This is a genomic window from Paracoccus pantotrophus (assembly GCF_008824185.1).
In the GTDB taxonomy this organism is placed as follows: Bacteria; Pseudomonadota; Alphaproteobacteria; order Rhodobacterales; family Rhodobacteraceae; genus Paracoccus; species Paracoccus pantotrophus.
On record NZ_CP044426.1, the window covers coordinates 1,344,359 to 1,356,947 of the forward strand.

The 12,589-nt window shown below is 66.2% G+C and carries 13 protein-coding genes; 10 read left to right on the forward strand and 3 right to left on the reverse strand.

Annotation, left to right across the window (positions count from 1 at the left end):
- The first annotated feature begins 8 nt into the window (after positions 1-8).
- Genes tsaD through ESD82_RS17180 form a run of 5 tightly spaced genes read left to right on the forward strand, consistent with a single transcriptional unit; the run spans position 9 to position 4,570 of the window.
- Complete coding sequence (gene tsaD, locus ESD82_RS17160) at positions 9-1,079, forward strand: tRNA (adenosine(37)-N6)-threonylcarbamoyltransferase complex transferase subunit TsaD (protein ID WP_024845010.1); 1,071 nt, start codon at positions 9-11, stop codon at positions 1,077-1,079.
- A complete protein-coding gene (locus ESD82_RS17165) occupies positions 1,076-2,020 on the forward strand; it encodes an NAD(P)H-dependent glycerol-3-phosphate dehydrogenase (protein ID WP_024845011.1) in 945 nt (314 codons plus the stop codon). The genes tsaD and ESD82_RS17165 overlap by 4 nt, the downstream gene beginning before the upstream one ends.
- Entirely contained in the window at positions 2,017-2,292 is a 276-nt protein-coding gene (locus tag ESD82_RS17170; RefSeq protein ID WP_147427749.1) for a YciI family protein, read from the forward strand. Before ESD82_RS17165 ends, ESD82_RS17170 begins: the two co-directional genes overlap by 4 nt.
- The gene (locus ESD82_RS17175) at positions 2,292-2,717 is read left to right on the forward strand and encodes an EVE domain-containing protein (RefSeq protein ID WP_024845013.1); all 426 of its coding nucleotides are present in this window, start codon (positions 2,292-2,294) and stop codon (positions 2,715-2,717) included. The genes ESD82_RS17170 and ESD82_RS17175 overlap by 1 nt, the downstream gene beginning before the upstream one ends.
- 41 nt (positions 2,718-2,758) lie before the next feature.
- A complete protein-coding gene (locus ESD82_RS17180; protein WP_024845014.1) occupies positions 2,759-4,570 on the forward strand; it encodes an ABC transporter transmembrane domain-containing protein in 1,812 nt (603 codons plus the stop codon).
- A gap of 128 nt (positions 4,571-4,698) precedes the next feature.
- On the opposite strand, the gene ESD82_RS17185 is transcribed toward ESD82_RS17180, so the two are convergent.
- Entirely contained in the window at positions 4,699-5,160 is a 462-nt protein-coding gene (locus ESD82_RS17185; RefSeq protein WP_231486838.1) for a CAP domain-containing protein, read from the reverse strand.
- 214 nt (positions 5,161-5,374) lie between these two features.
- On the opposite strand from ESD82_RS17185, the gene lysM reads away from it, so the two are divergent.
- From lysM to ESD82_RS17210, 5 genes are all read left to right on the forward strand, one after another.
- Complete coding sequence (gene lysM, locus ESD82_RS17190; protein ID WP_024845016.1) at positions 5,375-5,869, forward strand: peptidoglycan-binding protein LysM; 495 nt, start codon at positions 5,375-5,377, stop codon at positions 5,867-5,869.
- Between the two features lie 128 nt (positions 5,870-5,997).
- Positions 5,998-7,884 (forward strand): acyl-CoA synthetase, encoded by a 1,887-nt coding sequence (locus ESD82_RS17195; protein ID WP_147427748.1) that lies wholly within the window; start codon positions 5,998-6,000, stop codon positions 7,882-7,884.
- Between the two features lie 158 nt (positions 7,885-8,042).
- Positions 8,043-8,831 (forward strand): glycosyltransferase family 61 protein, encoded by a 789-nt coding sequence (locus tag ESD82_RS17200; RefSeq protein ID WP_147427747.1) that lies wholly within the window; start codon positions 8,043-8,045, stop codon positions 8,829-8,831.
- 1 nt (position 8,832) lies between these two features.
- Positions 8,833-9,114, forward strand: a complete 282-nt coding sequence (locus tag ESD82_RS17205) for a hypothetical protein (protein WP_151208818.1) — start codon at positions 8,833-8,835, stop codon at positions 9,112-9,114.
- Positions 9,115-9,122: 8 nt separating this feature from the next.
- A complete protein-coding gene (locus tag ESD82_RS17210; RefSeq protein ID WP_147427745.1) occupies positions 9,123-9,941 on the forward strand; it encodes a glycosyltransferase in 819 nt (272 codons plus the stop codon).
- A gap of 50 nt (positions 9,942-9,991) precedes the next feature.
- Here ESD82_RS17210 and ettA read toward each other — a convergent pair whose 3' ends face one another.
- Together ettA and ESD82_RS17220 are read right to left on the reverse strand one after the other, a co-directional pair.
- The gene (gene ettA / locus ESD82_RS17215) at positions 9,992-11,647 is read right to left on the reverse strand and encodes an energy-dependent translational throttle protein EttA (RefSeq protein WP_147427744.1); all 1,656 of its coding nucleotides are present in this window, start codon (positions 11,645-11,647) and stop codon (positions 9,992-9,994) included.
- A 69-nt stretch (positions 11,648-11,716) separates the two neighbouring features.
- Positions 11,717-12,574, reverse strand: a complete 858-nt coding sequence (locus tag ESD82_RS17220) for a sulfotransferase family protein (RefSeq protein WP_024845021.1) — start codon at positions 12,572-12,574, stop codon at positions 11,717-11,719.
- Positions 12,575-12,589: the final 15 nt, after the last annotated feature.

A 12,589-nucleotide genomic window follows, 5' to 3' on the forward strand; every position in this document is an offset into this window, starting at 1 on the left:
GAACAAGGATGAGCATGGGACTGACCTTTCTGGGCATCGAAAGCAGCTGCGACGACAGTGCCGCGGCGGTGGTGCGCGGCGACCGCGCGATCCTGGCCTCGGTCGTGGCCGGGCAGACGGCGCTGCATGCCGATTTCGGCGGCGTGGTGCCCGAGATCGCCGCCCGCGCCCATGCCGAAAGGCTGGATCTTTGCGTCGAAGAGGCGCTGGCCCAAGCCGGGCTGCGGCTGCCAGACCTGGACGGCATCGCCGTCACCGCCGGGCCGGGGCTGATCGGCGGCGTGCTGTCGGGGGTGATGCTGGCCAAGGGGCTGGCGGCGGGCAGCGGCCTGCCGCTGGTCGGCGTGAACCACCTGGCCGGCCATGCGCTGACGCCGCGGCTGACCGACGGCGTTCCCTTTCCCTATCTGATGCTGCTGGTCTCGGGCGGGCATTGCCAGTTCCTGCGCGTGGACGGCCCCCAGGACTTCACCCGGCTGGGCGGCACCATCGACGACGCGCCGGGCGAGGCTTTCGACAAGGCGGCCAAGCTTCTGGGTCTGCCGCAACCCGGCGGTCCCTCGGTCGAGGCCGCCGCGCGGGCGGGCGATCCGCGCCGCTTCGCCCTGCCCCGGCCGTTGCTGGACCGGCCGGGCTGCGACCTCAGCTTTTCCGGTCTCAAGACCGCCGTGCTGCGCCAGCGCGACGACCTGGTCGCGGCGCAGGGCGGCCTGCACGAACAGGACCGCGCCGATCTATGCGCCGGCTTCCAGGCGGCGGTCGCCGAAGTGCTGGCCGAAAAGACCCGCCGGGCGCTGGCGCTGACCCCTGCCCCGGTGCTTGCCGTGGCGGGCGGGGTCGCGGCCAACGAAACCCTGCGCGCGGCCTTGCAGCGGGTCGCGGCCGAGGCCGGCGCGACCTTCCTGGCGCCGCCGTTGCGGCTTTGCACCGACAATGCCGCGATGATCGCCTGGGCCGGGATCGAGGCCTACCAGGCCGGCCGGCGCGACGGCATGGAACTGGCCGCGCGCCCGCGCTGGCCGCTGGACCAGAAGGCCGCGCCGATGCTGGGCGCCGGCAAGCGGGGGGCCAAGGCATGAGCGTGGCGATCATCGGCGCAGGCGCATTCGGCACGGCGCTGGCGGTTTCGCTGGCAAGCAAGGGGCCGGTCACGCTCTGGGGCCGCGATACCGGCTGGGCCGCGGCGCGCGAGAACCCGCGCCTGCCCGGCGTCGCCCTGCCGCCGGCGCTGCATGTCACCGGCCGGCTGGACCAGATCGCGGCCGAAACCGTGCTGCTCGCGCTGCCCGCGCAGGTGCTGGGCGGGTTTCTGGCCGAGCATGGCGCGCGCTTCGACCGCCGCAACCTGGTCAGTTGCGCCAAGGGCATCGACCTCGCCACGCTGACCGGGCCCTCGGCGCTGATCGCCGCCGCCTGCCCGCATGCCACGGTGGCGGTGCTGACCGGCCCCAGCTTTGCCGCCGACATCGCCCGCGGCCTGCCCACGGCGCTAACGCTTGCCTGCGCCGATGCAGGGGCGGCCGAGGCGCTGCAACGCCAGCTTTCCACCGCCACGCTGCGGCTTTACCGCACCACCGACATGGCCGGGGCCGAGCTGGGCGGGGCGCTGAAGAACATCATCGCCATCGCCGCCGGCGCCGCCATCGGCGCGGGCTATGGCGACAGCGCGCGGGCCAGCATCGTCACCCGCGGCTTTGCCGAGATGCTGCGGCTGGCCACCGCGCTCGGCGCCCGGCCCGAGACCTTGCCGGGCCTGTCGGGCCTGGGCGACCTTGTGCTGACCTGCACCTCGGAACAGTCGCGCAATTTCCGCTATGGGCTGGCCCTGGGCGCCGGGCGCGACTTCGCCGCCGGCACCACGGTCGAGGGCGCCGCCACCGCCCGCGCCGTCACCCGGCTGGCCGAAAGGCTGGGGATCGAGATGCCGATCTCGAATCTGGTGGCGGGGCTTGCCCAAGGCAGCATCGCCATGGAACATGCGCTGGATTTTCTGCTCAACCGCCCCCTCAAGGAGGAATGATGCCCCTTTTCGCCGTCATCTGCCGCGACCATGCCGGCAAGCTGCAAACCCGTCTCGACACCCGCGAAAGCCATCTGGCCTTCCTGGGCGCGCAGCCCGGCGTCAAGCTGGCCGGCCCGCTGATCGAGAACGGCCAGCCCTGCGGCTCGCTGCTGCTGGTCGAGGGCGAGAGCTTGACGGAGGTCAAGGAATGGGCGGCACAGGATCCCTACAAGGCAGCCGGACTGTTCGCCTCGGTCGAGGTGATCGAGTGGAAGAAGGTGATCGGCTGATGGCGTATTGGCTGTTCAAATCCGAGCCGGACGTCTTCAGCTTCGACGACCTGATCGGCCGCGGCGAGACGGGCGAGCAATGGGACGGCGTGCGCAACTACCAGGCCCGCAACAACATGCGCGCCATGAAGAAGGGCGAGCGCGGCTTCTTCTATCACTCGAACATCGGCAAGGAGATCGTCGGCATCTGCGAGGTGGTGGCCGAGGCACATCCCGACACGACAGCCGCCGACCCGAAATGGGAATGCGTCGATGTCCGCGCCGTCGCCCGCGTCAACCGCCCCGTCTCGCTGGACGAGGCCAAGGCCGAGCCGCGGCTGAAGGACATGGTGCTGGTCAACAATTCGCGCCTTTCGGTGCAGCCGGTCTCGGATGCGGAATGGGAAATCATTCTGGAACTGGCCGGCGGCACCAAGCCGCTGTGAACGCGCCAGCAGGCAGCCATCCGGCGACCCAGGGAGGATAAATGGCACGCGGACCCAAACCCATCGTGGATCGGCCGACCACGAAACGTATCGGCGCGCTGCGTGCGCTTTGGCCCTTCATCCGGCCCTATCGCGGCTTGCTGGCGGCGGCGCTGCTGGCGCTGGCGGTCACGGCGGGCATCAGCCTGGTCCTGCCGCTGGCGGTGCGACGCGTCGTGGACGGCTTCGACGCCGGCGCGCATCTCCTGGACCAGTATTTCGGCGCGGCGCTGGCCATCGTGGCGCTGCTCGCGCTGGGGACGGGGATGCGCTATTACCTCGTCACCCGGCTGGGCGAGCGGGTGGTCGCCGACATCCGCAAGGCCGTCTTCCAGCGCGTCATCGCCATGAGCCCGGCCTTCTACGAGCGGGTGCTGACCGGCGAGATCATCAGCCGCATCACCACCGATACCACGCTGATCCAGTCGGTGATCGGCTCGTCCGTGTCGATCGCGCTGCGCAACTTCCTGATCCTGGTCGGCGGCATGGCGATGCTGGTCTGGACCTCGGCCAAGCTGTCGGGCCTGGTGCTGCTGCTGGTGCCGGTGATCGTGGTGCCCATCGTGGTGCTGGGCCGGCGGCTGCGCAAGCTGTCGCGCGAGAACCAGGACTGGATCGCGCAATCATCGGGCGCGGCATCGGAAAGCCTGCTTTCGGCGCAGACCGTGCAGGCCTTTACCCAAGAGGGGCCGACGCGCGCGCGCTTCGACGACGTGACCGAGCGGTCCTATGATTCGGCGCTGAACCGGGTCAGGACGCGGACGGTGATGACGGTGATCGTCATCTTCCTGATCTTCTCGGGCGTTCTGGGGGTGCTGTGGATCGGCGCCCGCGACGTGCGGCTGGAGATGATGACCGTGGGCGAGCTGGTGCAGTTCGTCATCTACGCGGTGCTGGTCGCCGGCGCGGTGGGCGCGCTGTCCGAGATCTGGGGCGAATTGCAGCGTGCCGCCGGCGCCACCGAGCGGCTGACCGAGCTGCTGACGGCGCAGGATTCGCTGACCGATCCGGCCCAGCCGATTGCCCTGCCCCGGCCGGTCCAGGGCGCGATCCGCCTCGACGATGTGACCTTCCACTATCCCTCGCGTCCCGACCGCTCGGCGCTGGAAGGGGTCACGCTGGACATCCGCCCCGGCGAGACGGTGGCGCTGGTCGGGCCTTCGGGCGCCGGCAAGACCACGGTGATCCAGCTGCTGCTGCGCTTCTGGGATCCCGATTCCGGCGCGGTGCGCATCGACGGCATCGACCTGCGCGACATGGCGCGGGGCGATTTCCGCCAGGCCATCGCGCTGGTGCCGCAAGACCCGGTGATCTTTGCCGCCACAGCGCGCGAGAACATCCGCTTCGGCCGCCCCGACGCCTCGGATGCCGAAGTCGAGGCCGCGGCCCGCGCCGCCCATGCCGACGAGTTCCTGAACCTGCTGCCCGAAGGCTATGACAGTTATGTCGGCGAGCGCGGGGTGATGCTGTCGGGCGGGCAGAAGCAGCGCATCGCCATCGCCCGCGCCATCCTGCGCGACGCGCCGATCCTGCTTCTGGACGAGGCGACCTCGGCGCTGGATGCCGAATCCGAGCGGCTGGTGCAGCATGCCGTGGACGAGCTGGCCCGGACCCGCACCACGATCATCATCGCGCATCGGCTGGCCACGGTGAAGAAGGCCGACCGGATCGTCGTCTTCGACCATGGCCGCATCGTGGCCCAGGGCCGGCACGAGGAACTGGTGGCGCAGGGCGGGCTTTATGCCCGGCTGGCACGGCTGCAATTCACCGAGGGAACCATGGAAGCGGCGGAAGTGGTGGAGGGTATCGCCTGACCGCAAGGACAGGCCGCGGGCCAAGCCGCCGGCAACCAGTCGCGCGACCAGGCGACGCAAGCCCGCAGGCACGGCCGGGGATGAAAAGCCTGCGGCCCCGGCTTGCCGGCCGCAGCGCGCGCCGCCGCTCAGCGCGGCGCGCTATAGACCGCCGCCCAGAAGACGGTCCTGCCATCCGCCCCCAAGGCCTTGCCGATGCCGTAATGGCGGGCCTGCGGGATCAGGATATTGGCCAGGTGCCCGCTGGAACGCGCCCATTCGACCAGAACGCGATCCTGCCCCCAGGGACCGGCGGCGATGTTTTCGGCCGCGATGCTCGGGCGGTAGCCTTCCTGCTTCAGCCGCTGCATCGGCCCCTTGGTCTTGCTGCCCCGATGCGACATCACCCCGCGCCGGGCCATGTCGCAGGCATGGCGGGCCGCAGCCGCGGCCAGGTCGCGATTCGGCTTCAGCGGCGACAGCCCGCGCGCCTGGCGCGTGGCATTGGTGGCGCGGACCGCTGCCTCATTTTCGCGCATCGAGGTCTGGAAGCAGGTGACGCTTCCCGGACGCGCCGGATCCCCCGCATTGGACTTGGTCGAGATTCGCACCCCATCCTCGGCAAGGGCGGGCAGCGCCGCCAATCCAAGAAAAGACGCCAAAACCAGTGATTTGCAGTATTTGTTCAAATTTTCTATCCCCTAAGACCCGCGAAAGCTAGGGATCGGCCCGGCATTCCTCAACCTCAGATTGCTGAAATTTGTCTGGAACCGCCGCTTTCGGCGAAACGTTGCCGCTCCAGACACAGCCCTGAAAGGAGAGGTCATGGCCATCTGGGATTTCGTGAAGGACGCCGGAAAATCGCTTTTCGGATCCGAGGCCGAGGCGCAAGAGGCACCCGCCCCCGCCCCTGCCCCGCAAAGCGACACCGACCGCAAGGTGGCCGCGCTCAAGGCCGAACTCTCGGCCCTGGGCCTGACCGGCAAGGACGTGCACCTGACCCTGCGCGGCGATACGGTGGTCATCTCGGGCAAGGCGCGCGATCAGGAGACCCTGGAAAAGCTGATCCTGGCGGTCGGCAACATCAAGGGCATCGCCCATGTCGAGCTGGCCGAGGGCGCCGGCACCGAAACCCCCGCCCCCGCGGCGGCGATGCCCGTGTTCCATACCGTGCAGAAAGGCGAGACGCTGTCGGCCATCGCGCAGAAATACCTGGGCAAAGCCGGCCGCTACCCCGAGATCTTCGAGGCCAACAAGCCCATGCTCAGCCATCCCGACAAGATCTATCCCGGCCAGACCCTGCGCATTCCCCAGGGCTGAGCCCGCGAAGCGACGCAGCGTTTTGACGCCGGCATGGCGTCGCGGAATGCTTGCCATCATGCTGATCGTTGCACCATTCTGCCTGTCAGTGGGGCACGACCCCGAATGGGAGAACGGGAGGTAAGGGAATGGCCAGGTTCGCGAGCGTCGCAGACCGCGATGCGGTCGAGACGGAAATGTCCTATGCGCAGCGCCAGGTGCCGCGCACCGTCTATCAGGCGCTGACCCAGACCCGCGACCGCCATCCCCAGCGTCCCGCGATCAGCTTCCAGCTGTTCTCGGACCCCAAGGCACCGGCCCGGACCCTGACCTGGAGCGAGCTGCACGAGCGCGTGACCGAGACGGCGAACCTGTTTCGCAGCCTGGGCGTCGGGCCGGGCGATGTCGTGGCCTATCTGCTGCCCAATTGCGTCGAGGCGCCGGTCGTGCTGCTGGCCGGCGCGACGGCGGGGATCGTGAACCCGATCAACCCGCTGCTGGAGCCCGACCACATCGCGGCCATCCTGCGCGAAACCGGCGCCAAGGTGTTGGTGACACTGAAAAGCTTTCCGAAATCCGAGGTCGCGCAAAAGGCGGCCGAGGCGGTGGCGCAGGCCCCGGACGTGCAGACCGTGCTGGAGGTCGACCTGCGCGGCTACCTGACCGGGATCAAGCGCCTGCTGGTGCCGCTGATGCGGCCCAAGGTTCCCGCCCGGCACCATGCCAAGGTCATGGATTTCGAAGCCGCCGCCAGCGCGCAAAAGCACGACCGCCTGACCTTCGACGAGCCGGCCGAGGACCGCGTCGCCGCCTTTTTCCACACCGGCGGCACCACCGGCATGCCCAAGGTCGCCCAGCACAAGCAATCGGGCATGGTCTATAACGGCTGGCTGGGCGCCACGCTCTTGTTCACCGAGACCGACGTGCTGATGTGCCCCTTGCCGATGTTCCACGTCTTCGCGGCCTATCCGGTGCTGATGTCCTGCCTGATGTCGGGGGCGCAGCTGGTCATGCCGACGCCCGCCGGCTATCGCGGCGAGGGCGTGTTCGACAATTTCTGGAAGCTGATCGAACGCTGGCAGGCGACCTTCCTGATCACCGTGCCCACCGCCATCGCCGCGCTGATGCAGCGCCCGGTCGATGCCGATGTCACCTCGCTCAAGACCGCGATCTCGGGCTCGGCGCCGCTGCCGATCGAGCTTTACAACCGCTTCAAGGCTGCGACCGGGGTCGAGATCGCCGAAGGCTACGGGCTGACCGAAGCGACCTGCCTGGTCTCCTGCAACCCCATCGACGGGCTCAAGAAGGTCGGCTCGGTCGGCATCCCGCTGCCCTATACCCATGTGCGCATCCTGCAGCGCCGCAACGGCGATTTCCACGAATGCGCCACCGACGAGATCGGCGAGATCTGCGTGGCCAATCCCGGCGTCTTCGAGGGCTCGACCTATACCGAGGCCGACAAGAACCACGACCTGTTCGCCGAAAGCCGCTTCCTGCGCACCGGCGACCTGGGCCGGATGGACGCCGACGGCTATCTGTGGATCACCGGGCGCGCCAAGGATCTGATCATCCGCGGCGGCCACAATATCGACCCCGCCGAGATCGAGGACGCGCTGCTGTCCCACCCCAAGGTCGCCGCCGCCGCCGCCATCGGCCAGCCCGACTCCTTCGCGGGCGAACTGCCCTGCGCCTATGTCGAGCTGATCGCCGGGGCCGAGGTCTCGCTGGACGAGTTGATGGAGCATGCCCGCGCCCATATCCACGAACGCGCGGCGGTGCCCAAGCACGTCGAGATCCTGCCCGAGCTGCCCAAGACCGCGGTGGGCAAGATCTTCAAGCCCGACCTGCGCAAGCTGGCGATCCGCCGCGTCTATGACGCCGCCCTGGCCGAGGCCGGGCTGGCGGCCGCTGTGGCCGCGGTGGTCGACGACCGCAAGCGCGGCCTGGTCGCCCGCATCCGGCCGAACGGCGAGGTCGACCGCAGCGCCGTCGCCCAGCTGCTTGGCCAATACGCCCTGCCCTGGGAATGGGAATAGGGATCAGCCGACCTTTGGCGGAGCGCCGTCACAGGCCGGTTTGACTTGCATTGTCAAGGAGGTGTTGCCAAACAGGGCGGTGGTTGGGATGTTCGCCTTTTCTGGCGAATCGCTGTGTATGAGTTTGAGAGCGTAAATTGAACGAGCCTTGTCCCCCGTTGCCCGATCAGGGTTGGTCCAGAAAAACGATTACCCTGCAAAATGCGATTGTGGTCCCTCCGTGGGAATCCCGCCCCCGAACCCCAAGCGGCGTCTGGAAGGACGGCGACATCGCCGAGGCGGCCGCCTGGCGTGGTGCTGGACGCATGTCGCTTGCGCTTGAAGAGGCTCCCGAGCCGGTTGAAAAGCTGGAAGGGCATTTCCTTTTCGCGGGGATGTTTTATGGCCATTTCGGGCATTTCATTACCGAAACGATCAGCAGGCTTTGGGCCGCGAACAGCGATTATGATGGGGTCTTGTTCACTCCCAAGCACTCGACCCTGACGCATTTCAAGAAGCCGCATCGAGAGATTTTCGATATTTTCGGCATCAGGTGCCCGACCCTGGTCGTCAAACAGCCTTCTCTGGTCGAAAACCTCACCATCCCCGGCCAGGGATTTGGACTTGGTGAAATCGCCACCGGCACGGAAGAGTTCCGAAATTTCCTGCGCGAGACCGTGGGCAAGCTTCCCCCAAACGGGCCGGAAAAGATCTATATCTCCAGAACGAAATATGTTGCAAACGGCGGGTTGCTGGCTGAAGCGATCCTCGAGGAAAACCTGAGGCGTTCCGGCTATGTCCCCGTTTTCCCCCAAGCAGCTGTCCTGGAAAGATCAGTTCGCACTTTACCGTGCCGCCCGGAAAATCATCAGCCTGGACACATCCGCCCTGCACATGGCCGGGATGGCAGCCGACCCGGACAAGGATATTGCCGTCATCCTGCGCAGGAACAATGCCGAACACCATAGCATGCGCCTGCAGCTTCGGGGAATGACGGGAAAGGATCCCTTGCTCATCAACAGCCTCGTCGCCGAATATCTGACGCCAGGCAAGAAGCCGAACCACAACAGCTGGGGCCAGGCGGATTTCACGGAAATCCATGCGGCATTGCTGGAACATGGCTATCTGGACGCTGATGCGGTCTGGGACATTCCTTCGGACGAAATCATTAAGGCCGACGTCGCCGAGGCCGAGCGGCGCGCAAAGGGAAGCCTTGTCTACACACCGGTCACGAAACGGTTCGCACTATGAAGAACACGATGACCATAGTCGGGATTTGCCGCTTTTCCATGATCGGGCGCGGCGACTGGAAAGCCTATCGCAACGTCGCGGAAAGCGACCTGGAGCCGATCTACAAGCAAAAGGAGCAGGAGCTTTTCGGCGACGAGCGGATGAAGGCCCGTTTCGTGACGTTCGAGCAGTTGACGCTCGCCTCCCTGGACGCGCAAACCGATCCCGATTTCAAGCTGCTCGTCATCTCTTCGGACCGGATGCCCAAGGTCTATCGCGACCAGCTGCAAAGGCTTTGCGACGCGCGCCCCTATGTGGTTCTGCGCTTTGTCCCGCCGATGCATGTCGCCGATGCCCAGGTCCAGACCCTCAAGGAAATCGGACTGGAACTGCAGGATTGCCTTCAATTCCGCCTCGATGACGATGATTGCCTCTCCAAGGATTATATCAGGAAGCTGCGCAAGCATGGCGATACCCTGTGGAAGGCGCATGGGGTCTTCGCCGTCAGCTTCCCCACGGTGATCTATTCGGTCATCGACGGGCCGACGCAGGGGCTTTACCGCTGGTTCAACCCCTTCCTTGGCGTGGGTGTCGCCGTGCGCCATCCCCAGCGCACGGTATTCGGCTTTGCCCATTATCGCATCCCGACAGTGATGGTCGCCCTGACCGACCCCTCGGTTCCCAGCATCGTGACCCATTATGGGATGAACGACACGCCGCGGCACGCCAAGGAAATCCTGGCCAAGAGGGGCATGAAGAAAGCCCCGCGCGACGAATTGGACCGCCTGATCACGCGGCATTTCGACTACCTGTCGGAAACGGGCATGAAGGCCGCCGGATTTCGATAACGGCCTGCGAAGAAAAAAGGGGGCAGATCTGCCCCCTTTCCTCCATCTTATTACCGCGTGAACTTCTTGTATTTCACCCGCTTCGGCTCGACCGAATCGGGGCCGAGGCGGCGGATCTTGTCGGCCTCGTAATCCTCGAAGTTGCCCTCGAACCATTCCACATGCGCGTCGCCCTCGAAGGCCAGGATATGCGTGCAGAGCCGGTCGAGGAAGAAGCGGTCGTGCGAGATGATGACCGCGCAGCCGGCGAAATCCTCCAGCGCCGCCTCCAGCGCCTGCAGGGTTTCCACGTCCAGGTCGTTGGTCGGCTCGTCCAGCAGCAGCACGTTGCCGCCGGATTTCAGCAGCTTGGCCATATGCACCCGGTTGCGTTCGCCGCCCGAGAGCAGGCCGACCTTCTTCTGCTGGTCGCCGCCCTTGAAGTTGAAGGCCGAGCAATAGGCGCGGCTGTTCATCGTGGCGTCGCCCAGCTCGATCTGCTCGGCCCCGCCCGAGATTTCCTCCCACACCGTCTTGTTGGGATCCAGCGCGTCGCGCGACTGGTCCACATAGGAAAGCTTCACCGTGTCGCCATAGGTGATTTCGCCGGCATCGGGCTGTTCCTGCCCGGTCAGCATCTTGAACAGCGTCGATTTGCCGGCGCCGTTCGGGCCGATCACGCCGACGATGCCGCCCGGCGGCAGGCTGAAACTCAGATCCTCGATCAGCAGCTTGTCGCCCATGGCCTTTTTCAGCCCGTTGACCTCGATCACCTTGCTGCCCAGCCGCTCGCCGTTGGGGATGATGATCTGGGCGCGGGTCAGCTTCTCGCGCTCGGACTGGCTGGCCAGTTCGTTATAGGCGTTGATCCGGGCCTTCTGCTTGGCCTGCCGCGCCTTGGCGCCGGCGCGGATCCATTCCAGTTCGCGCTCCAGCGTCTTCTGCTTGGCCTTGTCCTCGCGCGCTTCCTGTTCCAGCCGCTTGGCCTTCTGCTCCAGCCAGGCCGAGTAATTGCCCTCATAGGGGATGCCGCGGCCGCGATCGAGTTCCAGGATCCAGCCGGTGATGTCGTCCAGGAAATAGCGGTCGTGGGTGACGATCAGGATGGTGCCGGGATATTCGATCAGGTGCTTTTGCAGCCAGGCGATGGTCTCGGCATCCAGGTGGTTGGTCGGTTCGTCCAGAAGCAGCATGTCGGGCTGTTCCAAGAGCAGCTTGCACAGCGCGACGCGGCGGCGCTCGCCGCCCGACAGGCTTTCCACATCGGCATCGTCCGGCGGGCAGCGCAGCGCCTCCATGGCCACGTCGATCTGGCTGTCGAGATCCCAGAGGTTCTCGGCATCGATCTCGTCCTGCAGCTTGGCCATCTCCTCGGCGGTCTCGTCCGAGTAGTTCATGGCCAGCTCGTTATAGCGGTCGAGCTTGGCCTGCTTGGCCTTGACGCCCTCCATGACGTTGCCGCGCACGTTCAAGGCGGGGTCGAGCTGCGGCTCTTGCGGCAGGTAGCCTACGGTCGCGCCCTTCGCCGCCCAGGCCTCGCCGGTAAAGTCCTTGTCGATGCCGGCCATGATGCGCAGCAGCGTGGATTTGCCGGCGCCGTTGACGCCCACGACGCCGATCTTGACGCCGGGCAGAAAGTTCAGGCGGATGTTCTCGAAGGTCTTCTTGCCGCCCGGATAGGTCTTGGACACCCCGTCCATGTAGTAAACGAACTGGTAGGAGGCCATGATCTTTCCTCGTTGCTGAACCCGTGAAGTTGCGCGCTATGTAGTCGAGCAGCGGCGAAAGGGGAAGGCTCAGCGGAACTGCCGGATGAATTCCGGCCCGAAGGTCCGGTCGAGAAACTCGAATTGCGGTTCCAGCTTCTCGCGCAGCCGGGCGCGGGCCCGGTCGGGCACCACCAGCGCATTGTCCGAGGCGAAGACCTTCTTGCCGAGGTCGCGATAGTCGTGCGGGGCCAGGCCCAGGAAGTCCTCGACCCGGCGCAGGAAGCTCAGCGGATCGCGGGCGATCATGCCGAAGGGCAGGTAAAGCAGCCGGTCGGGGCCGAAATGCGCGTTCCAGCGCGGCACATAGCTCATGTAATCGCCACGATCCATCAGCTCGGGGGCCTCGACCTCCTTGAGCCAGTCCTCGACGGTCGCCGGCTTTCGCCCCGCCCGCGTCAGGTTCATCTTGAGCTGCGAGATGGCGCGATCGACGGGGTGGCGGATGATATAGACGAACTTCGCCTGCGGCAGGAATTTCGTTACGAAATCCACGCCTTCCGGCGGAAGGGTCGAATATTCCGGGGTAACGTCGATCGCCTTTGTCCCCTGGGGCGCGGGGGCGAAGACCAGCTTGTACCAATGGTTGGTGAACATCGGTTCACGGGTGACGCGGTCCAGATAGCGCACCATCGCGCGCGGCATCTCCTCGCCGCGGGCGGCCCAGCGTTTCTCGATGTTCTGGCGGCCGCGGCGGAAATGCCAGGGCAGCCATTTGCGATGCTCTTCGACGAAGCGGTGATTGAAGAACTGCACCTCCTTGAAGGGGGGAGCCCAGACATCAGGATGCTGGCCCAGCATCTGCGACAGCCAGGTGGTGCCGGCCTTTTGCGCGCCGATGCCCAGGACATCGGGTTTTCGGGGTTTGCCTTCGGGATCCCAGTTCATCCATGCCGCCTTGTT

Excerpts from the sequence above, each read along its gene's own strand:
- tsaD (WP_024845010.1), top strand. The coding sequence starts at position 9 with ATGAGCATGGGACTGACCTTTCTGGGCATCGAAAGCAGCTGCGACGAC.
- ESD82_RS17165 (WP_024845011.1), top strand. The coding sequence starts at position 1,076 with ATGAGCGTGGCGATCATCGGCGCAGGCGCATTCGGCACGGCGCTGGCG.
- ESD82_RS17170 (WP_147427749.1), top strand. The coding sequence starts at position 2,017 with ATGATGCCCCTTTTCGCCGTCATCTGCCGCGACCATGCCGGCAAGCTG.
- ESD82_RS17175 (WP_024845013.1), top strand. The coding sequence starts at position 2,292 with ATGGCGTATTGGCTGTTCAAATCCGAGCCGGACGTCTTCAGCTTCGAC.
- ESD82_RS17180 (WP_024845014.1), top strand. The coding sequence starts at position 2,759 with ATGGCACGCGGACCCAAACCCATCGTGGATCGGCCGACCACGAAACGT.
- lysM (WP_024845016.1), top strand. The coding sequence starts at position 5,375 with ATGGCCATCTGGGATTTCGTGAAGGACGCCGGAAAATCGCTTTTCGGA.
- ESD82_RS17195 (WP_147427748.1), top strand. The coding sequence starts at position 5,998 with ATGGCCAGGTTCGCGAGCGTCGCAGACCGCGATGCGGTCGAGACGGAA.
- ESD82_RS17205 (WP_151208818.1), top strand. The coding sequence starts at position 8,833 with ATGCGCCTGCAGCTTCGGGGAATGACGGGAAAGGATCCCTTGCTCATC.
- ESD82_RS17210 (WP_147427745.1), top strand. The coding sequence starts at position 9,123 with ATGACCATAGTCGGGATTTGCCGCTTTTCCATGATCGGGCGCGGCGAC.
- ettA (WP_147427744.1), bottom strand. The coding sequence starts at position 11,647 with ATGGCCTCCTACCAGTTCGTTTACTACATGGACGGGGTGTCCAAGACC.
- ESD82_RS17220 (WP_024845021.1), bottom strand. The coding sequence starts at position 12,574 with ATGAACTGGGATCCCGAAGGCAAACCCCGAAAACCCGATGTCCTGGGC.